The sequence below is a fragment of the Paraflavitalea sp. genome, assembly GCF_059502485.1.
This window is the reverse complement of sequence record NZ_JCACET010000010.1, coordinates 890,866-914,217: the sequence shown is the minus strand read 5'-3', so window position 1 is coordinate 914,217 and position 23,352 is coordinate 890,866. Positions and strand designations below refer to the sequence as shown.

The window sequence follows — 23,352 nt, the reverse complement described above, 5'->3', positions numbered from 1 at the left end:
CAGTAACATTCTTATTTAAAAAGAATAAAGCCGTCCGGGTAAGCGCTAATATAATTATTAGGCGTCCGGACGGCTTTTCTATTTCATCAACCTCAAAGGGAGTTCTGTATTATGAGCAAGCAAGTTGTTATCGTAGGCGGTGGTGTTATCGGTCTGAGCAGTGCTTATTACCTGCAACGGGCCGGTTACCAGGTTACTGTTATCGAAAAAGGTGATATTACGGATGGTGCTTCTTTCGGCAACGCCGGTTATGTATCGCCCAGCCACTTTATTCCATTGGCTACGCCGGGTATCGTTGCCCAGGGTATGCGATGGATGCTTAGCTCTACCAGCCCCTTTTACATCAAGCCCCGTTTCAGCTGGGACCTTTTGCGCTGGTTGCTGGCCTTCTACAAGAAAGCCAATGCCGCCAATGTGGAACATGGTGCGCCTCATTTGAACAACATTCTTCAAATGAGCCGTGAGTTGACGGTGGATATGCGCGATCACCTGGGCAATAGCTTCCGTATGCAGGAGGTGGGTTGCCTGATGTTGTACAAGAATGCCGACACAGAAAAGCATGAGCTGGAGCTGGCTGAAGAAGCTGCTCACTTCAAGGTTGATACCAAAGTGTTTACTGCACAGGAAATACAGGCCATGGAGCCGGACGTGGAGGTAAATGTGCGGGGTGGTATATTGTACCCGAGCGATTGTCACTTGCACCCAGGTGACTTTATGGCTACACTTAAAAAACATTTGGAGCAGGCTGGTGTGAAGTTGCAGTTAAACACGGCAGTAACTGGTTTTGAAAAGAATGGTGAAAAGGTAACCGCCGTCATTACCGATAAAGGAAAGTTCCCTTGTGAAGAACTGGTGCTGGCCAATGGTTCCTGGCTGCCATTGACTGCCAAACTGCTGGGAGTAGACCTGCTGTTGCAGGCAGGCAAAGGTTACAGTATGACTTATCAAAATGTAGCCCGCAATCTTCGTCATCCTTCCATCCTCGTAGATGACCGCGTTGCTATGACCCCGATGGGCAATGACCTGCGCATGGGTGGCACCATGGAGATCAGCGGACTGGACAGTCCTACGCTTGTTAAAAGAGCACAGGCCATCTTTAAAGCTGTTAAAACTTATTATCCCAATCTGCCGGTAGAGGCTCCCACTGAACAGAGAATATGGAGCGGATTACGTCCTTTAAGCCCTGATGGATTACCTTATATCGGCCGTCACAGCAAGTATGCTAATCTTACCATGGCTGGTGGCCACGCTATGCTCGGCGTAGCCCTGGCTGCCGCAACGGGTAAATTGGTGGAGGAGCTGGTAGGGCACAAAAAGCCTACCGTCGATGTATCGGCTTTTGATGTTGAGCGCTTTAAGTAACCTACAACCTTTTAGCTTAGACTTTGTTAAATATGACCGGCGGGCGGATTTGCCGCCCGCAAGTTGTACTTTTACGATCGTTTAAGCAATTATGAATTGTAACGCTACACAATTACCTTACATAGCTACTGGTTATTTCTCGAAGATCATCACCGATTACCTGCAGCAATCGCCTGCCCTGCGTCCGTTTTATCAGTACGAACCAACGGTGCAAGGCATCGAACAGGCTATCAATACCAGGAAGCAATCACCGTTTCACCGTTCTTTATTGGCCACTACCCTCAAGAAGCAATATGAGGGCGTTACTGCTACTGAAGCAGTGCAGCAGAACATTGAACGCCTTGCCCAGGATAATACCTTCACGGTCACTACGGCGCACCAGCCGGCTATTTTTACCGGTCACCTGTATTTCATTTATAAAATATTACACACCATCCGGCTTACTGAGCAGCTGAAAAAAGACCTGCCTCAGTATCAGTTTGTACCTGTGTTCTGGATCGGCAGTGAAGACGCCGACCTGGATGAACTGGGTAATATATGGCTCAGTGGCGACAAGCTGGTGTGGGACACCAAACAAACAGGGGCGGTAGGCCGTATGAACACCAAAGGGCTGGAAGCGATCGTGCAGCGCATCGAAGGTGAGCTGTCCGTGCAGCCGCATGGCAAGGAACTGGTGCAACTGTTGAAAGACTCATACCTCAATAGTCCCGATATCCAGACGGCTACTTTCAAGTTGCTGAATACGTTGTTTGGCGAATATGGTTTGATCGTGGTGCAGCCAGATCATGCAGAGCTGAAACGTATCATGCTTCCGGTGTTTGAAGACGATCTCTTCAATCAGACTGCTTCGGGTATTGTAGAGAAGACTATTGAACAACTTTCCGAACATTATAAAGTACAAGCGAATCCACGGGCTATCAACCTGTTTTATCTCGAAGGCAATATCCGTGAACGTATCGAGAAGCAAGGCGAGGAGTGGGTAGTGGTGGGCACCAATATCCGTTTCACTGCTGATGCTTTGAAGAAGGAATTACAGGAACATCCGGAACGCTTTAGTCCAAATGTGATCCTGCGGGGTATATACCAGGAAACTTTGCTGCCCAATATCGCCTTTATTGGTGGTGGTGGCGAAACTGCGTACTGGCTGGAGTTGAAAGACCTGTTGCAGCATTATAAGGTTTCTTATCCTGTATTGGTGTTGCGCAACTCATTCCTGATCGTGGAAGAGAAATGGGAGGATAAGATTGCTAAACTGGGTTTCAGTATTGGTGATTTCTTTCAAAGTGAACAGCAGCTTTTAACAGCACTGGTTGCCCGTCATTCCAATGGTCACCTGAAACTGGAAAATGAGTTACAGGCAGCAGAGCAGTTATATAAGCAACTGCGGGAGAAAGCGGGCCAGATCGACGAAACTTTATTGCCACATATTGAAGCGCTGGAAGTAAAGACACTGAAGCCGATCCAGGAACTGGAAAAGAAAATGCTGCGTGCAGAGAAGAAGAAGTATGAGAATGAGCAGCAGCAGATCAATGCTATTAAGGCTGCCTTGTTCCCGGCAGGTGGTTTACAGGAACGTATCGAGAACTTCATGCCTTATTATGCTCAGTGGGGCAAGGCTTTTATCGATTGTGTATATAAGAGTTCTCTCGCGTTGGAGCAGGAGTTTGTGATATTACAGCAGAAGTAGGAAGATAAGCTTTGAGCTCTTGAAAATATAAAAGGTGACACTTTCTTTTTGAAGGTGTCACCTTTAAATTTTATCTGCAAGCTGCATATTATTACTTCAATCGTACTTTAAACAGGCAACTTACGCCATCGTCATTGTCTGCGACAAGCTGTAGCTTCACCCGTCCATTCTTTTCGGATTGAACGCATGCTGATTCAATTTTGTAACCTTTTAGTGACTTCTCTGCTTCGCGGAGGTTGATAAACTCGTTTACCTTCATATCCTTCCGGCCAATTTTGCGGGAAGCGTTCTCGATAACACCGAGGTAGCTATCACCAATAGGACCATCGTCTACTGAATTGTTGGTATCTTCTGTAGAGGCTGTAAAGATCAGCCAGTCGTTAACGGGGGAGTAGGTGAGGCCTGAAATGCCTGCGTTCTTCAATTTGTTTTCTTTGCCGGGAAACTTGATGGGCAGTATATCCAGTTCAGCATCTGCCTGGTGTTTCCAGAAGCTGTTTTTGGTAATGATCAGGTGGTTGTCGGGGTTCTTTTTGTTGCCACGGTTGCCCATGATCACATGGCCTTCTGCGAGGGTTGCTGCCGATTCAATATTCAGATCGGTGATGCCGCCTGCCTTAATACGGTCAAAGAAAACAGTCATGTCAAATTCTTCTTTCCTGTACTCGTCGAGGTCGAGGAGGATTGCTTTATTGCGGTGTTCTTCCCGGGAGCCGGATCCCAGGATCAACAAACGGGGAATGCTGTTGACTACGATCACGGTGGTGGCTTCCAGGTCGGCCTTGACCTTTTTAGGGATGCGCTCTTCTGTAGACTCAAACAGTGGAATGCGTTGGAGCTCTTTCCAGCGCTTGTTCATGACCAGCACTTCTTTGGCGTCATCTCCTATAAGGAAAACCTTTTCATCATAATACTCAATGCCAGAACCGGAAGGGAAGGTACTGAGCTCTTTAAAATCTGTCAGCGTCAATTTCATATAATGTACTTTATACTACCTGCATAAGCATCTGTAGCAACGCTATTATTTAGGGGCTACAGGTTATTGATCGAACTGGTTTTGCCAGCCTTCTTTCTTCAGCTTATCAGCTTTTTTCAATACTTCGGCTTCGAGGTTCTTTTTATAAGCGGCTACTTTTTCACCCACAGCAGTATCAAAAGCGCCTATGATAGAGGCGGCCAGGATACCTGCATTCTTAGCTGCATTGAGGGCTACGGTAGCTACGGGAATACCATTGGGCATTTGGAGAATGGACAAGATGGAATCCCAGCCATCTATGGAATTGGATGATTTTACAGGGACACCGATTACGGGCAGGGGAGTGAGGGAGGCTACCATGCCGGGCAGATGGGCAGCGCCGCCAGCGCCGGCAATGATCACTTTAAGGTTTCTTTCCTTGGCTTTGGTGGCATATTCCACCATCCGCAGGGGGGTGCGGTGAGCAGAAACAACTGTTAGTTCGTATGTTACTCCTAATTCTTTCAACACATCGGCAGCAGCCTGCATCACGTTCAGATCACTATCGCTACCCATTATTATTCCTACCTGCGGATTCATGCAAGGATTGATTTGAACGGCAAAGAAAGGGAAAATTTATAAGTTACCATCATTAAGAAAATGGCCTTCTCATGTATTTATCCACGTGTTGCTGGTACCATTAGCGGATCAGGTCGCCTTTTAGCCTTAATAGTTCTGTTTCAGCTAATTTAGTATTATAACGGGCCGCTATAAGGCGGTTGTAGGCATCCTGCAGGCTGATCTGGGCTTCCCGCAGTTCAAGGAAGGTAGATACACCCTGGCGAAAACGCTCCAGTGCGATCATCACGTTTTCTTTGGCCAACTCGATGTTGTTTTGTTCCAGGTCCAGCAAGCGTTTTTGCAGCTCATAGTTTTTGAAGGAGTTACCCAGGCCCACTTCTATCAGCGAACGCTGGTTGTCGTAGGCCAGCTGTTGGTAGCGTACATCCAACTGGGCTTGCTTGATCAGTCGTTTTGTGTTGAACCCATTCAGGATGGGAATATTCAGGTTGAAGCCGTAGTTAAATCCTTTGTTCTGGTTATAGAAAGGCTGGTTGATGTTTACGGCTACGCTGTTGTCATTTTGCGTAAAGTTATAGGCTGAGTTCAATGATAAGGTAGGAAACAACTCTGCCTTGCGCTCTTTCACAACGATGCGGGCTATGTCGATGTTCTTTTTGGCAAACAGGAGAGCGGGATTGGTGTCTTCAAATTTCTGTGCCAGCTCTCCAAACTGTAAAGTAGTATTCAGCGGAATGCTGTCGCTCACCTGGTAGGAAGCACCCTGACGAAAACCGATCAACTGATTCAACTGATCGCGAAGCTGGGCAATGAGTGTTAACGCTTGTAGTTGAGCTGCTTTCTGCGCATTCAGGTCAACCCTCGCTTGCAACAATTCAGGCTTGCTGCCCAGGCCAACGGACAACTTTTTATCGGCCAGCTTCACACGTTCTTCATTGATGGATATCTGTTCTTCTACTGCCTTCAGTTGTTGTTTCTGGCGCACAATGTTGAAGTAGTTATTGATCACTGCCGCCACTGTGTTGGTCACTTGATTTTTTACACCCAGTTCACCCAGTGTTTCCAATTCTTCCAGCCTGTTGCGGGTCGCAAACATTTTAAGGCCATCAAACAGCGTCCAGTTGAGTGCCAGTGAATATTGGGTATTATGCGTTTTTACCGCATCGCGGGTCACCGTACTATCTCCGCCACCGGAGCGTTTGGTAAACTTTAGTCGCTGGTTGTTCCTGTTCCAGGTAGTACCTGCTGTTCCATTCAGCTGCGGCAGGAAGGCTGCCCATGAATAAGAGTTGTCGAGTGCATAAGACGATGAATCATTACGGGTAAGCTGAATATCATAGTTGTTCTTCAATGCAGCTTCGATAGCCTGTTCGAGGGTAAGGTAATCCTGTGCAGTAGCAGCAGGAACCAGTATGACGAATGAAATAACAAATACAAAGAAACTTCTCATAATGAAATGCATTTATGCATGGTGAACTTCTGGTTGTGGAGTCATTTTTTCCACCTCTTCCATCAGTTCCAGTTCGCTCTTTTTCTTTTTAAAGGACAGGATACTATACATCGCCGGGATGATATACAGGGTAAGAATGAGGGAGAACATGATGCCTCCTACAATTACAATACCCAGGGGGATACGACTCGTAGCAGCTGCTCCCAATGACAGGGCAATGGGGAGAGCGCCCAGCGCCATCGCCAGGCTCGTCATTAAGATCGGACGTAAACGGGCTTGTGCCGCTTCGGTAACCGCCTGCCGTTTCGATAGGCCTGCCAGTTGTTTCTGGTTGGCAAATTCCACGATGAGGATACCGTTCTTCGTCACCAGGCCGATCAACATGATCATACCGATCTGTGAGAAGATATTGAGTGTTTGATCGAATAACCACAGGGAGAATACGGCACCGGCTAATGCCAACGGCACTGTAATGAGGATGATGACAGGGTCGATAAAGCTTTCAAACTGCGCCGCCAATACGAGGAAGATCAATACCAGCGCGAGGATGAAGGCAAAGGCTGTGTTACCAGAGCTTTCTGCAAAGTCCCTGGAGGCGCCTGACAGCGATGTGGAATAAGTATCGTCCAATAAATTTTTAGCAATGTCCTGCATCGCCTGGATCGCTTCTCCGAGGGTTCGGCCATTGGCAGGGCTGCCGGAAATGGTCGCCGATTTATACCGGTTGAAGTGATACAATTGAGGCGGAGTTGTCTCTTCACGAATGCTTACGAGGTTATCCAGTGAAATGATCTCATTGCGGTTATTACGCACATAAATGTTCTTGAGATCGGTTGGGTCGTCACGGTCGTTACGGGCTACCTGACCTATTACCTGGTATTGTTTGCCTTCGCGGTAAAAATAACCCAGTCGTAGGTTACTCAATGCCAACTGAAGGGTTTGTGATACATCGGCAATGCTAACGCCCAGCTGGCTGGCCTTGATGCGGTCGATATCGATGTTAAGCTCAGGCTTGCTAAACTTAAGATCGACGTCGAGGTTCGTCATTACGCCGCTTTTATTGGCCGCTTCGAGAAACTTGGGCAATACTTCTTTCAGCTTGTCGAAGTTGTTGTTCTGGATCACAAACTGCACGGGCTGTCCACCACGGCGGTTTACAGAGATCGTTTGCTCTTGTACAGCAAAGGCGCGGCCTTCGGAATATTTACCAAGGTTGCGGTTGACCATGTTCACAATGTCTTCCTGTGAACGTGTACGGTCTTTAGGGTCTACCAGCGTTACCCGAACGTTACCGCTGTTCACAGAGCCAGCGCCGCTGAAGCCGGGTGCTGTAATCGTGAGTACGATACGGCGTTCTTCAGGTTTGATGGAATCCAGCATGAGTTGCCCCAGCCGGTCCATGTACTTGTCCATGTAATCATAAGAAGTGCCTTCGGGAGCCGTTACCTGCAGGCGGAACTGGCTACGGTCTTCCATGGGCGCCAATTCCGATTTGAGGTTGCCACCAATGAAGAAGATGACGGCAAAACACCCGATGATCATCAACCACGATATATGGCGTACACGCATAAATCCTTTGAGGGAGTTGAAATAGCCTGTTTCCATCCACACGAAGAAGGGTTCTGTTTTGCGGTAGAACCAGCCATGTTTATGCTCCTTACGGGTAAGTTTTACGTTGAGCACGGGTGTCAGTGTCAACGATACCAGGGCAGAGATCAATACCGCACCGGCTACCACGATACCAAACTCGCGGAACAGCCTGCCTACGAAACCTTGCAGGAAGATGATGGGTAAGAAGATAACGGCCAGCGTAATGGAGGTGGCGATTACTGCGAAGTAGATCTCTTTGGAACCTTCTTTGGCAGCCTGGTATTTGTTCATACCCTGCTCCATTTTCTTGAAGATGTTTTCCGTTACCACGATACCGTCATCCACCACCAGACCCGTGGCGAGTACGATACCTAACAGGGAAAGTACGTTGATGGTAAAGCCGCTGAGATACATGATGAAGAAGGCGCCTATCAGTGATACCGGGATATCGATCAACGGACGAACGGAGATGATCCAGTCGCGGAAGAATAGATAGATAATCAACACCACCAGTATAAGGGCGATGATGAGGGTTTCCTCAACTTCCGAAATAGATTGTTTGATGAACCTTGTTTGATCGAGGGCGATATTCAGTTTTACGTCAGCAGGAACTTCTTTCTTCAGTTGCTCGAAGCGTTTGTAGAACTCGTTGGAGATGGCTACATAGTTGGAGCCCGGTTGTGGCACCAGCGCCAGGCCGATCATGGGGATCAGGCTTTCTTTCAAAACGGTCTCTTCGTTCTCGGGTCCCAATACTGCTTCTGCTACATCTTTAAGGCGTATTTCATTACCGTTGACCGTTTTTATGATCACATTGTTGAAGTCATCTTCTGTGAACAGGCGGCCAAAAGTGCGGATCGATAGTTCGGTGCTATTGCCGGATATTTTACCGGAAGGAAGTTCTACGTTCTCACGGGCAAGTGCCGACTGCACATCGCCGGGTGTTAATCCATACGCGCTGAGCTTGGCAGGATTGAACCACACGCGCATAGCCCAGCGTTTTTCGCCCCATACCTGTATGGCGCTTACGCCAGGAATAGTTTGGAGTCTTTCTACCAGTACGTTGTTGGCGTATTCTGTCATCTCCAGCTGGTTGCGGGTATTGCTCTGTACCGTCATGGAGATGATGGCATCTGAGCTGGCGTCTGCTTTGGATACAACCGGAGGAGCAGGAAGGTCATCGGGCAGTGAACGGGAGGCTTGTGATACTTTATCACGTACGTCGTTGGCGGCCGCTTCGAGGTCGATGCTCAGTTCAAACTCTACGTTGATACGGCTGGTTCCCTGACTACTGGTGGAGGTGATATTTTTTACGCCGGCAATACCGTTGATGGCTTTTTCCAGCGGTTCGGTGATCTGTGATTCTACGATCTCTGCATTGGCGCCGGGGTAGGAGGTGCCTACACTCACGTTGGGTGGGTCGATGGCGGGATAATCGCGCACGCCCAGGAACGTAAAGCCGATGACCCCAAACAACACGATCACGATATTCAGCACGGTAGCCAGTACCGGGCGCCGTAAACTCAGCTCAGAAATATTCATGACAAGCGCTTATTGTACTTTAGATAATTTGATTTTGCTCTCGGGGCGGATGCTCAGCAGGCCCGTAGTGATGACGGTGTCGCCCAGTTTTAATCCATCAGTAACCTGTACATAAGAAGAGTCGCGGATGCCGGTAACCACCACTTTGTATTCAACTTTGCCATTGGAATAAACAGCCACCCGTTTGTTGCGGGCTTGTGGCATCACTGCCTGGGTAGGTATGATCAGTGCCTTGTCATTTTCGTCGAGCTTTAGTCCAACCTTGGCAAATGCGCCGGGTACCAGTGCCGGATCGCTTCCTTTTACTACTGTTCTCACACGCAGTGTACGGGTGTTGGCCTCAATCAATGATTCAGTGGCCAACACGGCAGCATTGAAGGTTTTGGTAGTGCCTGCAATGGTAAATGTTACCGGCCTTCCTTTACGCATCAGGTCGCTGTATTTCTCCGGTACAGAAAACTCCATCTTCAATTGCCCTACCTGGCTGATGGTGGTAATAAGGGTAGTGGGGGATATGTAAGCGCCATCGCTGATCGCCTTCAGGCCAATACGGCCATCGAAGGGGGCGTAGATCTCAGTTCTGCTGATGCTTACTTTTACTAAGTCAATATCTGCTTTGAGGTTATTCACCGCCAGTTCACTGAGGTCGTATTCCTGTTGGCTGATACCACCAATGGTCAACAGTTCTTTTTGCCGTTCGGCTGTTTTGGCATTGATCTGTAATTGCACCTGCAGTTTCTTCAACTGAGCCTGTAAGTCCTCGTCAAATAACTTCACCAATAAAGTGCCTTTCTTTACGAAACTTCCTTCGGGGATATTCAGCCTCACAACACGTCCGCTGATCTCGGGTCTGATCTCTGTTTGCTCGAATGGCATCAGGGTGCCGGGAACTTCGAGGTTTTCACTAAGGGCTTGTGTTTTTACGATGAAGGCTTCCACCTGCAGCGGGGGATTATTGCGCGGGCCGGCGGCGGCTGGTCCGTTTTCCTTCTTTTCTTCCTTGCAAGCAATAGCAAATGCGAATAATAATAGTACAGCTAACCGGCTTCTACCTTTCATGTTCGTTTGTTTGGCTTTCAATGACCATGTATTATCTCGCATCCTTGTACGGGAAAAAGTTGGCATGCTACGTCTCATGTGCTTAGGGCGCTTTTGGTTGGGTTTTATAGCGCGGCTAAGTTAGTGTTTTAACAATGCTCCAATGTTAAAAAGGTTATAAGTGGTATGCGTAGCAACCTTATGCAATGACTTTTAATACGTTTTTAATGCGATGAGCTTTATAGGTCAGGTCCGTTTTGTCCTTACTGACGATAGTTATGTGTCCCATCTTGCGGCCAGGTTTGGTTTGTTTTTTCCCATAGATGTGGACAAATACATTATCCATTTGCAATACATCCTGCAGGCCGTCGTATTTGGCCTCTCCGCTGTGTCCGTCGGCGCCCAATAAGTTGACAATTGCCGCGGATATAATATGGTCAGGATTGCCCAGGGGATAATCGAGCATGATGCGCCATAGCATATCGAACTGGGAGCTGTAGTTGGCTTCTATGGTGTGGTGGCCGCTGTTGTGTACGCGGGGGGCAGTTTCGTTGACAAATACATCACCTTGTTTATCTACAAACAACTCTACGGCAAAAAGGCCGGGGCTTTTCAGGCCTTTTACAACGGCCAGGGCCATCGCTTCCACTTTCCACAATGTTTTATCAGGGATGTCGGCAGGACTGATCTGATAATCGAGGAGATTGAGGGAGGGATCAAATACCATGTCGACGGCAGGATACAGGGCTGTTTCGCCTTTGGCATTGATGGCTACGATCATGGCAATCTCTTTGTGGATGAGTACCATTTTTTCCAGCACGGAGGGGGCATCAAAGCCTTTGTCCAGCTGATCTTTTGTTTTGATCACCTGTACGCCGCGTCCGTCATAACCACCTATGCCTACTTTGTGCACAGCGGGCAGGAAATCGGCCTGTGCCTGCAGGTCGGCTTTGTTTTGGGTAATGACGAAAGGAGCAGTGGGTATCTGCTGTTCTTTATAGAATTGTTTCTGCAGGATCTTGTTCTTGATGGTGCGCAGGGCTGAGGGCTTGGGATAGATCTTCACGCCTTCCTGTTCCAGTTTTTCGAGCGCATCTTCATTAACGGCCTCGATTTCGATAGTGAGGGCATCCAACCCCTTTCCAAAATTGTATACGTCGTCGAAGTTCTGGATATCGCCTTTGGTAAAATGATGACACAAATGGGCCGCAGGGCATGCGGGATCATTTTCCATTACATATGTTTCAACGGGATAATTAGCAGCTGCCTGTAATAACATTCTTCCTAACTGTCCGCCGCCGAGAATACCAACTTTTTGCATGCCTGTGGGTTGAGGCGCAAAGATAAGGGGTTGAAAGATTGACGGATTGAAAAGTTGAAAGGGCTAACGGCTCCTGTACCTGGCCAATTAGCAGGTTCTTCAAAAAAAATTATCTTTGTATTGATGCGTCCCGATTACGACCATAAATTATTCAACGACAAGCGAATGGGTTACTGCCTGCTGATGGAGGCGCTGGCCATGGGTTCGCTGTAAGTTTCTGCCCCCGTTTCCCGCTTTCTGTAGTCTTCTATTGACCGCCGATTTTATTTAATGAATTTAAAACCAAATTGATATGCCTACTCAAATGGCTACCAGTGCTACCATTGATACCAAGTCCGATTTTTTACCCCTTCAAGGGACCGATTACGTGGAATTTTATGTGGGTAATGCCAAGCAGGCCGCCCATTTTTATAAAACAGCCTTCGGCTTTCAGTCGCTGGCTTATGCCGGACCTGAAACCGGTGTAAAGGACCGCGCCAGCTATGCCGTGCGCCAGGAGAAACTGACTTTTGTATTTACTACCCCCTTGCGGGCGAATAACGCCATTGCCGATCATGTCTATAAACATGGTGATGGGGTGAAAATGCTGGCCCTTCGGGTGGATGATGCCACCAGCGCCTGGCAGGAAACCACCAAAAGGGGCGCTGAGAGCTACCTGGAGCCCATAAAAATGAGCGATAAAGAAGGTGAAGTGGTGATGAGCGGCATCCATACGTACGGCGAAACTGTGCACTTGTTTATCGAGCGTAAAAACTACAAAGGCACTTTTATGCCCGGGTTCCGTGCCTGGAAATCGGACTATAATCCTGCTCCTACAGGACTGCAATATGTAGATCATTGTGTGGGTAATGTGGGCTGGAACCAGATGAATAAATGGGTAGGCTTCTATGAAGAAGTGATGGGCTTCCGCAATATTCTCAGCTTCGACGATAAAGATATTTCTACCGAATATTCTGCGCTCATGAGTAAGGTAATGAGTAATGGAAATGGTTTTGTGAAGTTCCCCATCAATGAGCCTGCTGAAGGCAAAAAGAAATCGCAGGTAGAAGAGTACCTTGATTTTTATGATGGGGAAGGTTGTCAGCACGTAGCTCTTGCTACCAACAACATCGTTGAAACAGTAACGGCTTTGCGCGATCGTGGTGTGGAATTTCTGAAAGTACCTACTTCTTATTATGATGAATTGCAGGAGCGGGTAGGGAAGATCGATGAAGATATAGAGCCTTTGAAAGAATTGGGTATTCTTGTTGATCGTGATGATGAAGGATACCTGTTGCAGATATTCACCAAACCCGTAGAAGACAGGCCCACACTGTTTTTCGAGATCATACAACGCAAGGGCGCCAAGAGCTTTGGCAAGGGTAATTTCAAAGCCTTGTTTGAAGCGATCGAGCGTGAACAGGAATCGAGGGGCAATTTATAGTTCAGAGTCGAGAGTTCAGAGTCGGGAGTCAATACATTACTCTTGGCTCTGAACTCGCGGCTTATTACTCCTATTTCTACTCTGAACTCACGACTCCAGACGCTGAACTCATCTCTTCTGCATTTACGGTAGTTCTCACGTATTTACTACACGTGTTTCCACTTAGTTTTTCACATTGTTAACAATGTGGGCTGATTTTTGCACTGGCATTTGTGCTAATTTTAATGCCTGGTTTGACCGTTTTTCCGAAATAACCGGTCTTAAATTACGTTATCAATAAGTGGGATTCTACCGGATGAAATATGTACTGATAGTAGCAGTGTGCCTTCTTGCTGGAGGACATGTGCAGTCGCAAACGGCTGCCTCCAGTTTCAATTTCGTTGAATATCAAAAGACTTTTCCCCGTACAAATGATGCCTGGAAGCGCAAGGAAGATACCCTCATGAAGCAATTCATGGAGAAGGGGCTTGCCTGGCCATTCCGGTATATGTATCTCCGTTCCTTCAAATATGATAGTCAGCTGGAAGTGTGGGTGAAGTATGAGCAGAACGAACCTTTCAAATTATTCAAGACTTATAAGGTGTGTGCGCTGGCTGGTACTTTGGGACCCAAGCGTATGAAGGGTGATTTCCAGGTGCCGGAAGGGTTCTACTACATCAACGAGTTCAACCCCAGGAGTCAATATCACCTGTCGCTCGGTCTCAATTATCCCAACGCATCCGACCGCATACTCAGTGATTCACTGCAACCCGGCGGAGATATCTATATTCATGGCAGTTGTGTAACTACCGGCTGTATTCCTATTACCGATCAACAGATTGAAGAGATCTATATCCTGGCGGCTCATGCACGCAGCCAGGGACAGGATTTTATTCCTGTTCATATTTTTCCCATCCATTTTAAGAACCAGCGCAGCAGCGATTACCTGGCCAAGTATATGAAGGATTTTCCGGAATATGCACCCATGGCTGATGAGCTGAAGCATGCTTATACTTATTTTGAAAGGACGAAGTTACTGCCGGTGATCATGGTATCTAAAAAGGGTAGTTATGTAGTAGAAGGGGTTATTCCTCCACTGCCTGCCGAGCAACCCAAGGTAGTGAAGAAGAAACGGGACCCAAGACCCGTGAAGGAGTTTACCGGTGAGATTGTAGCTGTCGTGAATAAGCTACCTGTATTTCCCGGTGGTAATGCCGGGTTCCAGGCTTTTATTGATAAACTGAGCCATGATATGGCCCAATACCTGGATGAGGATCAGAAGAAGGCTTATGTAATGGTAGAGTTTATCGTGGATAAGGATGGTAAGCCTGGTTATGCCAAAGTGATCAAGGGGGGCAATGATGAGCTCAACTATCACCTCATGGATGCTTTTGATAAGATGCCCGACTGGGTGCCTGCTATACGCCTGGAGCAGAACGTGGCGGTGAAGCTGAAGCAATCCATCTACATCGAGCGCTTGGAAACGGGGACTACTGGTAATGGAACGGGACCTTCCGGCGGTAATACTGCCAATGATTAGTTTTCTTCTACAACCTATTCATAATGAGCCACCTTTTGGGTGGCTTTTGTTTTTGCAGGAAACAAAAAAGCCATCCTTGCGGGATGGCTTGCTATAATAAGTTCGAAAGATCTTAGATAATGTCGAGTGCCAGTACGAAATAAGTGCACACAAAAGGAATGATCAGGGTCAGGTATTCCCAACGATAAAAAATTGCCGCTGCCAAAGCTGCTGTAGAGAGCAGGAATAACAGCATGTATAAGCCTTTGGGTCTTTTATTAGCCATGGTACAAAAAGAATTTGCGCAAAAATAGGGTGAAAGCGTTAATTATGAAAGGATAAGCACGATTTTTTTAAGATGTTGGTAAACGCTGGCAATTGCAGGCATTTCGTGAGATTAGGCCTGATTTTCGCTGAAAGGCAGCGCTGGCAAACTTTAGCCGGTTTGCATATACCGCATTTCATTAACATGTTTGTAAAACGCAGCCAGCAGTGTAGCGTAATTCGTACACTTTGTAATAAATTCGCCCATCCTAACCAGCGTGGGAAGGGCTTCTGTTTGGAAAACACCTAATGATGACAATTCACTTTTATGTTCGCTTTCATACCCAATATGGCCAATTGCTGGCGGTTACCGGCAATATCGAGGCATTGGGTAATCATGATGTTGAAAAGGCGTTTACGCTCAATCACCTGAATAATGATTTCTGGCATGGTACCATCGAGACGGATCTACCGGCATCGGGCGCTATCCATTACAATTATATTTTAAAGAATGAAGACGGCTTCCGCGTGTTCGAATGGGGCGAGCGGGTGATCGAGACCGGTAAATCGCGTGGCCCTGCCCTGATACAGGTTGTAGATACCTGGAATCATGCAGGTGAATACGAGAACGTCTTTTATTCCGATCCTTTTCAACAGGTATTGCTCAATGACCATGCGCGTACCAAAGCAAAGGCTGTTAAGAAGTTTACACACCTCTTTAAAGTAAAAGCGCCGCTGCTCAATCGTAATGAAGTGGTTTGCCTGCTGGGCAGTACCACCGAAACGGGCAACTGGGATACAACAGCGCCTGTCCTGCTGAACCGTGAAAACGGCTCGTGGACGGTTAAGCTCACATTGCCGCGGGAAGACTTTCCCCTTACTTATAAGTACGGCGTATACGATACCAAAGAAGAAACTTTTGTACGCTACGAATCAGACGAGAACAGGGTATTGTATGGATTACCGGGCGATGAAGACAATGAGCAAGTGCTCACCATTTTGCACGATGGTTTTGTGCACCTGCCCAACAATACCTGGAAAGGCGCCGGTGTTTCTGTGCCGGTGTTTAGCCTGCGTAGTAAAAACTCTTTTGGTACCGGTGAGTTCACTGATCTTAAACTGCTGGCCGACTGGGCAAAGAAAACCGGTCTGAAGCTAATTCAGATATTACCGGTCAATGACACCATCGCTACGCATACCTGGGTGGATACGTATCCTTATGCTGCTATATCGGCTTTTGCGTTGCATCCGCTGTACCTGAACCTGGAAAAGGTGGCGGGTAAGGAGCATGCAGTGATTATAAAGCCCCTGAAGAAGAAGCAGAAAGAATTGAATGCCTTGCCTGACATGGATTATGAAGCCGTGATGAAGCTGAAGCTGGCGGCTATCCGCGAGTTGTATGCATTGCAAAAAGAAGAGCTGCTGAAGGATAAAGACTTTTACCTGTTCTTCGAGCATAATAAGCACTGGCTGGTTCCGTATGCGGCTTTTTGTTGTCTGCGCGACCGTTACAATACTTCCGATTTCAACCAGTGGAAAACGCATAATAAGTATAGCAAAGAGGCTATCGACAAGTTTGTGTCACCTAAAATGAAACATTATGATGAGATAGCGTTGCACTATTTCACACAATATCATCTGCACCTGCAATTGAAAGAGGCTGCAGAGTATGCCCATAAGAATGATGTTATCCTCAAAGGGGATATTCCTATTGGTGTATACCGCTATGGCTGTGATGCGTGGATGGAACCCGAGCTGTACCATATCGATGTACAATCCGGTGCGCCGCCTGATGACTTCGCTGTACGTGGACAGAACTGGGGCTTTCCTACCTACAATTGGGAGCGCATGGCTGAAGATGGTTTTGAATGGTGGCATCGTCGCTTTGTGCAGATGAGTAATTATTTCGATGCTTTCCGCATTGATCATATCCTTGGATTCTTCCGTATCTGGAGTATTCCGCTGCATGCAGTAGAAGGTATCATGGGACATTTTGTGCCTGCCATATCGGTAAAGCTACATGAGTTTGGCCAGCGTGGTATCTGGTTCGATCATTACCGCTATTGCAAGCCTTGCATCAACGATTCCATTTTGTGGGAGCTGTTTGGCCCCAACAATGAAAAATTCAAACCATTCCTGCATGCGATTGGGGACGGCACGTATGAGCTGAAGCCCGAGTATGCCACGCAGCGGCAGGTAGAACAATATTTCGCTACGCTGGAGCCTTCTGCTGACAACGGGCATATCAAACAGGGGTTGTATGACCTGATCTCCAATGTGATCCTGTTTGAGCAACCGGGCTCCAATGGGCAGGAGTTTCACTTCCGGTTTGGTATTGAAAGCACTACCAGTTTCCGCTACCTCGATGGGCACACGCAGTGGTTGTTGAAGGAGTTGTATGTTGATTACTTCTTCCGCCGCCAGGATGACTTCTGGATGAAGGAAGCGATGAAGAAACTGCCTGCGCTGAAACGCAGTACCAATATGCTGGTATGTGGTGAAGACCTTGGCCTGGTGCCGGGTTGTGTGCCGCATGTGATGAAGCAACTGGGTATCCTGAGCCTCGAGATCCAGCGTATGCCGAAAGATGCTCATCATGAATTCTTCAATCCGACGGCTGCGCCTTACCTGTCGGTAGTGACGCCTTCCACGCACGATATGAGCACCATCCGTGGCTGGTGGGAAGAGGACCGGGAGAAGATCCAACGTTTTTATAATAATGAGTTGCAGCAGTGGGGCGAAGCGCCTTTCTTCTGTGAGTCGTGGATCAATAAGGCCATCGTACTGCAGCACCTGCATTCACCGGCTATGTGGGCCATCTTCCAGTTGCAGGACATATTGGGTACCAGTGATGCTACCCGCCGCGAGAATCCGCAGGAAGAGCGCATCAACGTGCCTGCTACTTCGAAGCATTATTGGAAATACCGGATGCATATCCCGCTGGAACAGCTTATCAAGGAGAAGGAGTTCAATGAGGAGTTGAAAGAACAGGTTGTATCGAGTGGACGATAATTTAGAAAGTTTTAAAGCTATACTTACTACCAATGAAGGTTTCTTATAGGACTTATAATCTCCCTTTCCGTCATCCGTTTACCATTTCCAAGGGTACTAAAACACACCAGCCTTCGCTCGTTGTAGAAGTTGAACACCGTGGGATAGTAGGTTATGGTGAGGCTCCAGCCATTACGTATTACAATATCCCGGTGGAGAAGATGATAGAAGACCTGGAGCGTAAGAAGATGATGGTAGAGAAGTTTGCCTTCACAGAGCCTGAGCGTTACTGGCATTACCTGCACCACCTGTTTCCCCAGAATAACTTCCTGGTGTGTGCATTGGATATAGCGGTGTGGGATATGTGGGGTAAGGCGTACAAGAAGCCTTTATACCAATTGTGGAACCTGGATATCGAAAAAGCCCCGCTCACCGATTATACCATTGGTATCGACACTATCGACAAGATGGTAGAAAAGATGAAAGAAAAGCCCTGGCCCATTTACAAGATCAAATTGGGAACGGCCGAAGATATAGCCATCGTGACCGCTTTGCGCAAGCATACCGATGCCACCCTGCGCATCGATGCCAATGCCGGCTGGACGGTGGAAGAAGCGTTGGAAAAGATACCCCAACTTGCAGCGTTGGGCGTTGAGTTTATCGAGCAGCCGCTGGCAAAAGATAACTGGGAAGGGATGAAGATACTGTATGAAAAGTCTCCCTTGCCGCTGATTGCCGATGAAGCCTGTGTGGTGCAAGGCGATGTAGAAAAGTGCTACCAGCATTTTCATGGTATCAATATCAAGCTCACCAAGTGCAGTGGTATTACGCCCGCCCGCTTTATGATCGAAAAGGCCCGCTCCTTGGGCATGAAAGTGATGGTGGGTAGTATGAATGAAAGCTCCATCGGTACGGCTGCTATTGCGCATTTAACGCCGCTGCTGGATTATGTGGATATGGATGGCCCCTTGTTGTTGAAAGAAGATATTGCCAAAGGGTTGGAGTTCGACAATGGAAAAGCTATATTCTCCGGTTTGCCCGGGCTGGGCGTGGAGGTTACGGATGTGTACGAGAAGTAGGATATAGGTGGTAAGAAGTAAGAAGTAGGAAAGCCACTAAGATTTTAACTTCTTGTTTTGAGCCTTGAATCCTGCCTCTTACCTCTTACTTCAGGTTAATAAACGTATTCCGGTGGTTCTATTCCTTGTACACGTAAATGCAACACCGCCTGTCCGCGATGATGTGTAATATGATCGATCGTGGCATGGAAACCCTGCACTGCCTCTGCTGACAGTTTCCCTTCATTGACTGTTTGTTCCAGAGCATCGTATGCTTCGTTGAGGTAAGCGATCACCTCTTTCTTATTCTTTTTCGTGGTAGGAGGCGCCCAGTCGGTTTTGTCACCTTTAATATAATTCACTTCCCACCACTGTATGCCGTACGCAACATGGTGCATTTGTTCCCGGAAGTTCCACCCTGCGCCGGCAGGTTTGGAATCGTATGATTTGTCGGGCATGGCTTCCGCAACACTTAGCGTGTAACTCCTGGAGTTGGCTAATGTCTTTTTCAATTGTGCTTGCATAACATTTTGTTTCGGACAAAGCTAACTGACGCCCTTCCGGATGACTTAAGGAATCTTGCTATTTTCTTTGCTTGCTCTTACTGTATAGTAGTCGTTTGTGCGCGGTATTTCGTGGGTGGGTATTTATATTTCTGTTTGAAGGCCGCGATGAAGTGCTCGATGCTGTTAAAGCCGGAAGTAAAAGCAATATCAGCTACGGGTATGGAAGAATCTCTTAACTGCATCTCAGCATGTTTGAGGCGTATATTGAGCAGAAACTGGTGTGGAGAGCACTGGGTGAACGTTTTGAACAAACGGCTGAAATGAAAGGGGCTTACGTGGCAGTGAGTGGCTATTTCCTGCAGGGAAATGTCATCTGTATAATGTTCTGTGATGTAATGTTTTGCCAGTTCAATAGTCGTAAGGTGTTGCTGTTTGAGGCGTGTATGAATATTGGGATCGGGCGAATAATCGGTAATGCTGCCCAACACTTTGTGCATTACTTCCATCACCAGGTTATCGATCTGCAACTTGCTGCCGGTACGGGCGAGGACCAGGCGGGCAATATAATAATGCAGGAATTCCGTTTCGGGTGTTGTTTTATACAGGGTAGAATGGAGGTCATTGTCGGAAAAGAACTTCGTTTTACCGTACTGTTGTAAAATACCTTTATAAAACGGCTTGGTAAATTCAAAGATCGTACATTCATCAGGCACACTGTGGGCATGCGTTACCGTACGTTCGTAGCCCGGTTTGGTAATTAGCACGCAACCTGTATAAGAATCCAATGAGCGGCGGAAAACGTTGAACAGGAAATTACCTTTGCGCACAAAGCTGATGCAGAACGTTTCATTGTACTCTGGTTTGGATGTACGACAATCTACGCACCGGCATTTAAAATCCATAATGCGATAAAAGTCTGACTGGTATAAGGTATGAATGTCTGCATTCATGCTACTAATGTACAAAATAGGCTGGCGAAAAGTACGTTAATGGAGAATATGACCCCAAAAACGCTTACAATGAATAAATTGTTGATTGCCACTCTTGCCATCTTATTGGTATTGGGCGGGAGTGCTTGCTCTACTAACTGTCAAAAGAAGTCTTTACGTCCGGATCAGCGCGCGTGGGTCGATCCGTTTAAAGAGGGGACCGAATACCTTTATGTCAACTATAAAGGACAAATAGATACCCTTGGAGTGATGGAAGTACGTAATTATTATACTCCCTGCGATAAGGTAGAATTGTCGGATTTTCAGTTTGAAGAATATGATGCAGCCTTCGTGATTAAGTCTGCCAGCTTCTATAATAATAGTACAGCTTATATAGGTATCAGCGCATCTGGTGACAGCACACAGGCAGGGCCTGTTATTGTTTTTGGTAATGTAGGAACTTATACGGCAACGGCAAAAGAACCATCTGTGGCGCTGATCGATACCTTGCTCGAAGGGCGATACTTATCAAATGTATATTTTCATGCTGTTGTACCGGATACAGGGGTGCATGCTGAGAAGCAGTTCTTCAGGAATTTTTTCTGGAGCAAAGATTCCGGACTCGTAGCCTATACGACAATCAATGAAGTAGTCTTCCACAGGGCCATTGCACAAGAAGGGATAAAGATGGAAGTGACTGGGTATGCTGAAAATAGGAAAGGTGGGGGCGTGGTATTATCGGTCATTGATAGTGCCAGTTATTTTGTAGAAGGGATCGACTCCTGGGATGAAAAGATGGTTGGAAAGAAAATAAAAGTCACCGGAACATTGCACATACAACACTTTGATCCGCTAAAGCCAGGTGAAGAAGAAAGACAAATGATAGTGGGTACTGTGAGAACTTTGCTTAAGCCCAAGTGGGAGCTGGTAAAATAAAAGCTGCATAACTGATCACAACAAGTGTGGAGCTATGCAGCTTTTGTATGCGTGGCAGGAAGTACTTACCAAATTCTCACGCGCAGGCTATCGGGCCTATATAATTTATCGCCTGGCTGAATATTGAATGTTTGATAGAATGCATCTACATCAGCCATGGGGCCATTTACACGGTATTGTGCCGGTGAATGGACATCTGTCAATAATTGATTGGCCAGTGATTCCTTTCGGGTATGTCCCAGCCAGCCCAACGCATAACCAAAGAAGTAGCGCTGTGATGGCGTGTAACCAGCCAGTTTTTCTCCTTTCTTATATTGCTCTGTTTTTTGGAAAGCATCCCATCCCAGCAGGATTCCACCCAGATCGGCAATGTTTTCTCCAAGGGTAGCTTTACCATTAATGCGCAGCGTATCCACCACTACATATCCATTGAACTGATCGATCATTACCTGTGCTCTCTTCTTGAACTTCTCTTCATCTTCTTTCGTCCACCAGCTTACGAGGTTGCCGTTGGCATCGAACTGGCGGCCTTCATCGTCGAAGCCATGCGTGATCTCATGGCCGATGGTGGAAGCGGCTGCATAACCATATACTACGGCATCGTCCAGCTCTTCATCGCGGTAGCCCGGTACGGTAAAGATGCCTGCGGGCAATACGATCTCGTTGTTGGAGGGGTTATAATAAGCATTGTATTCCTGTGGGGCCATGTCCCAATCTGTACGGTCTACCGGTTTACCCAGTTTGTTTACATTGTACTGGTGCCACCAGGCGTTGGCTTGCTGCATGTTGAGTACATAAGCGCTGCGGCTGACCTGCATGCCGGAGAAGTCTTTCCATTTATCAGGGTAACCTACTTTCTTTTTCATGGTGGCCAGCTTGTGCAGGGCTTTCTGGCGCGTGCTGTCGCTCATCCAATCCAGCTTGTTGATGCGGTCTTTCAGGGCTGTGCGGATGGCTTCTACCATATCTGAGTACCGCTTTTTAGCTGTTTCGTTGAAGTACTCTTTTACAAACAACTGACCTACCAGTTCACCCATTACACCTTTCTGCGTGTCCAGCACTCTTTTCCAGCGGGGCCGTTGTTTCTTGACTCCTCTGATGGTTTTAGAGTAAAACTCAAAGTCCTGGTTGGCAAACGGTGTGCTCAGATACTGGGCTGATTCGTTTACCAGGTTCCAGCGCAGGTAAGTTTTCCAATCGTTCAGGGGAACGGTGGTGAGCACTGCCTGCAGCTCTTTGTAGAACTCCGGTTGTCCTACAATGACAGAATCCACTTTGCCAGCGCCGATATTGGTCATCCAGGCTTTCCAGTCTACCGCAGGTGTTAACTTTTTAAGGTCTGTAACGGCAAACTTGTTGTAGTTGGCATAGGGATCGCGCAGGGCTTCCAGTTTGCGGGAGACCTTTGCCAGCCTTGTTTCCAGCTTCATAACGGTAGTTGCATTGTTGGCGGCAGTGGTGGTATCATCGCCCAGCAACTGGAACATCTTTGCGAGGTGCTTTACATATTCAGTACGGATGTTGGTAGTCCTTGCATCAGTGTTGAAGTAATAATCACGGTTGGGCAGGCCGAGACCACCCTGGTAGAGGTAGAGCGCCATTTGCTCACTGTTCTTGGCATCCTGGAATATGAAAGCACTGAAAGCAGGGGAGATGCCTTTCACTTCCCAATCGGCAATCAGTTGCATGAGGGAAGGGATATCCTGGAGGGCGTTGATCTTATCCAGCTCTGGTTGCAGTGGTTTAATGCCGGTTTGTTCAATGAACGTGGTATCCATGGCGCTGAGCCAGAAATCGGACAGTTTTTTGGAATTGCCACCGGTAGCAGAATCAGCCACGGCTTTTTCATTGATGGTGAGCACCCGTTTGTACAATTCTTCATTCACCATATTGCCGATGCCCCAGCGGCTTTCTTCGTCAGGAATGGGATTGTTTTTGATCCATCCGCCATTGGTGTACAGGAAGAAGTCATCGCCGGGCTTTACGGTAGTGTCCATATTGGCCGCTACCACATCCGGTCGCGGTGGCTTGGTATCGTTGTTTTGACAAGCAGCGAGGCTGCCGAGCAAAGCAGCCGTAAGCAACACATGGATTTTCATATTTGACAGTTGTAGTTTTTGATGCTTCTAAAGGTACCGTTTACCCCAATAGGGTAAAAGGGTATAATAGATGAGTGAAAGGAATCCGGGATGAACAGTTGTACTTCATCTTTGAGAATTA

Annotated in this window: 17 protein-coding genes; 7 read left to right on the top strand and 10 right to left on the bottom strand. The window is 47.3% G+C overall.

Annotated features, from left to right (window positions below; translation table 11 throughout):
- The first annotated feature begins 111 nt into the window (after positions 1 to 111).
- Together AC5JBY_RS21010 and bshC are read left to right on the top strand one after the other, a co-directional pair.
- Positions 112 to 1,362 carry an NAD(P)/FAD-dependent oxidoreductase gene (locus tag AC5JBY_RS21010; RefSeq protein ID WP_495906618.1) on the top strand — a complete coding sequence of 417 codons (1,251 nt, stop codon included), beginning with the start codon at positions 112 to 114 and terminating at the stop codon, positions 1,360 to 1,362.
- 91 nt (positions 1,363 to 1,453) lie between these two features.
- A complete protein-coding gene (gene bshC, locus AC5JBY_RS21005; protein WP_495906617.1) occupies positions 1,454 to 3,049 on the top strand; it encodes a bacillithiol biosynthesis cysteine-adding enzyme BshC in 1,596 nt (531 codons plus the stop codon).
- A 91-nt stretch (positions 3,050 to 3,140) separates the two neighbouring features.
- Here the strand turns inward: bshC and AC5JBY_RS21000 are convergent, their stop codons facing one another.
- From AC5JBY_RS21000 to AC5JBY_RS20975, 6 genes are all read right to left on the bottom strand, one after another.
- A complete protein-coding gene (locus tag AC5JBY_RS21000) occupies positions 3,141 to 4,025 on the bottom strand; it encodes a DUF6929 family protein (RefSeq protein ID WP_495906616.1) in 885 nt (294 codons plus the stop codon).
- Positions 4,026 to 4,088: 63 nt separating this feature from the next.
- Positions 4,089 to 4,604, bottom strand: a complete 516-nt coding sequence (purE, locus tag AC5JBY_RS20995; RefSeq protein WP_495906615.1) for a 5-(carboxyamino)imidazole ribonucleotide mutase — start codon at positions 4,602 to 4,604, stop codon at positions 4,089 to 4,091.
- Positions 4,605 to 4,704: 100 nt separating this feature from the next.
- Positions 4,705 to 6,036, bottom strand: coding sequence for a TolC family protein (locus tag AC5JBY_RS20990; RefSeq protein ID WP_495906614.1), 1,332 nt, complete (start codon positions 6,034 to 6,036; stop codon positions 4,705 to 4,707).
- Between the two features lie 12 nt (positions 6,037 to 6,048).
- Entirely contained in the window at positions 6,049 to 9,168 is a 3,120-nt protein-coding gene (locus AC5JBY_RS20985; RefSeq protein ID WP_495906613.1) for an efflux RND transporter permease subunit, read from the bottom strand.
- 9 nt (positions 9,169 to 9,177) lie between these two features.
- Complete coding sequence (locus AC5JBY_RS20980) at positions 9,178 to 10,227, bottom strand: efflux RND transporter periplasmic adaptor subunit (RefSeq protein WP_495906612.1); 1,050 nt, start codon at positions 10,225 to 10,227, stop codon at positions 9,178 to 9,180.
- A 178-nt stretch (positions 10,228 to 10,405) separates the two neighbouring features.
- Entirely contained in the window at positions 10,406 to 11,527 is a 1,122-nt protein-coding gene (locus AC5JBY_RS20975) for a 5-(carboxyamino)imidazole ribonucleotide synthase (RefSeq protein ID WP_495906611.1), read from the bottom strand.
- Between the two features lie 292 nt (positions 11,528 to 11,819).
- Between AC5JBY_RS20975 and hppD the strand changes: the two genes are divergently transcribed.
- Together hppD and AC5JBY_RS20965 are read left to right on the top strand one after the other, a co-directional pair.
- The gene (hppD, locus tag AC5JBY_RS20970) at positions 11,820 to 12,950 is read left to right on the top strand and encodes a 4-hydroxyphenylpyruvate dioxygenase (RefSeq protein ID WP_495906610.1); all 1,131 of its coding nucleotides are present in this window, start codon (positions 11,820 to 11,822) and stop codon (positions 12,948 to 12,950) included.
- A gap of 295 nt (positions 12,951 to 13,245) precedes the next feature.
- Positions 13,246 to 14,469: a L,D-transpeptidase family protein gene (locus AC5JBY_RS20965; protein ID WP_495906609.1), complete on the top strand. Its 1,224-nt coding sequence runs from the start codon at positions 13,246 to 13,248 to the stop codon at positions 14,467 to 14,469.
- 112 nt (positions 14,470 to 14,581) lie between these two features.
- Here the strand turns inward: AC5JBY_RS20965 and AC5JBY_RS20960 are convergent, their stop codons facing one another.
- Positions 14,582 to 14,734 carry a hypothetical protein gene (locus tag AC5JBY_RS20960; protein ID WP_495906608.1) on the bottom strand — a complete coding sequence of 51 codons (153 nt, stop codon included), beginning with the start codon at positions 14,732 to 14,734 and terminating at the stop codon, positions 14,582 to 14,584.
- 290 nt (positions 14,735 to 15,024) lie between these two features.
- Here AC5JBY_RS20960 and AC5JBY_RS20955 point away from each other — a divergent pair, with 290 nt between their 5' ends.
- Entirely contained in the window at positions 15,025 to 17,724 is a 2,700-nt protein-coding gene (locus AC5JBY_RS20955) for a 4-alpha-glucanotransferase (protein WP_495906607.1), read from the top strand.
- 32 nt (positions 17,725 to 17,756) lie between these two features.
- The gene (locus AC5JBY_RS20950) at positions 17,757 to 18,782 is read left to right on the top strand and encodes a dipeptide epimerase (RefSeq protein WP_495906606.1); all 1,026 of its coding nucleotides are present in this window, start codon (positions 17,757 to 17,759) and stop codon (positions 18,780 to 18,782) included.
- Between the two features lie 95 nt (positions 18,783 to 18,877).
- Here AC5JBY_RS20950 and AC5JBY_RS20945 read toward each other — a convergent pair whose 3' ends face one another.
- Positions 18,878 to 19,285, bottom strand: coding sequence for a DinB family protein (locus tag AC5JBY_RS20945; protein ID WP_495906605.1), 408 nt, complete (start codon positions 19,283 to 19,285; stop codon positions 18,878 to 18,880).
- Between the two features lie 77 nt (positions 19,286 to 19,362).
- Positions 19,363 to 20,217, bottom strand: a complete 855-nt coding sequence (locus AC5JBY_RS20940; protein WP_495906604.1) for a helix-turn-helix domain-containing protein — start codon at positions 20,215 to 20,217, stop codon at positions 19,363 to 19,365.
- 69 nt (positions 20,218 to 20,286) lie between these two features.
- Here AC5JBY_RS20940 and AC5JBY_RS20935 point away from each other — a divergent pair, with 69 nt between their 5' ends.
- The gene (locus AC5JBY_RS20935) at positions 20,287 to 21,132 is read left to right on the top strand and encodes a hypothetical protein (RefSeq protein ID WP_495906603.1); all 846 of its coding nucleotides are present in this window, start codon (positions 20,287 to 20,289) and stop codon (positions 21,130 to 21,132) included.
- Between the two features lie 65 nt (positions 21,133 to 21,197).
- On the opposite strand, the gene AC5JBY_RS20930 is transcribed toward AC5JBY_RS20935, so the two are convergent.
- Positions 21,198 to 23,231: a M13 family metallopeptidase gene (locus AC5JBY_RS20930; protein ID WP_495906602.1), complete on the bottom strand. Its 2,034-nt coding sequence runs from the start codon at positions 23,229 to 23,231 to the stop codon at positions 21,198 to 21,200.
- Between the last annotated feature and the right edge of the window lie 121 nt (positions 23,232 to 23,352).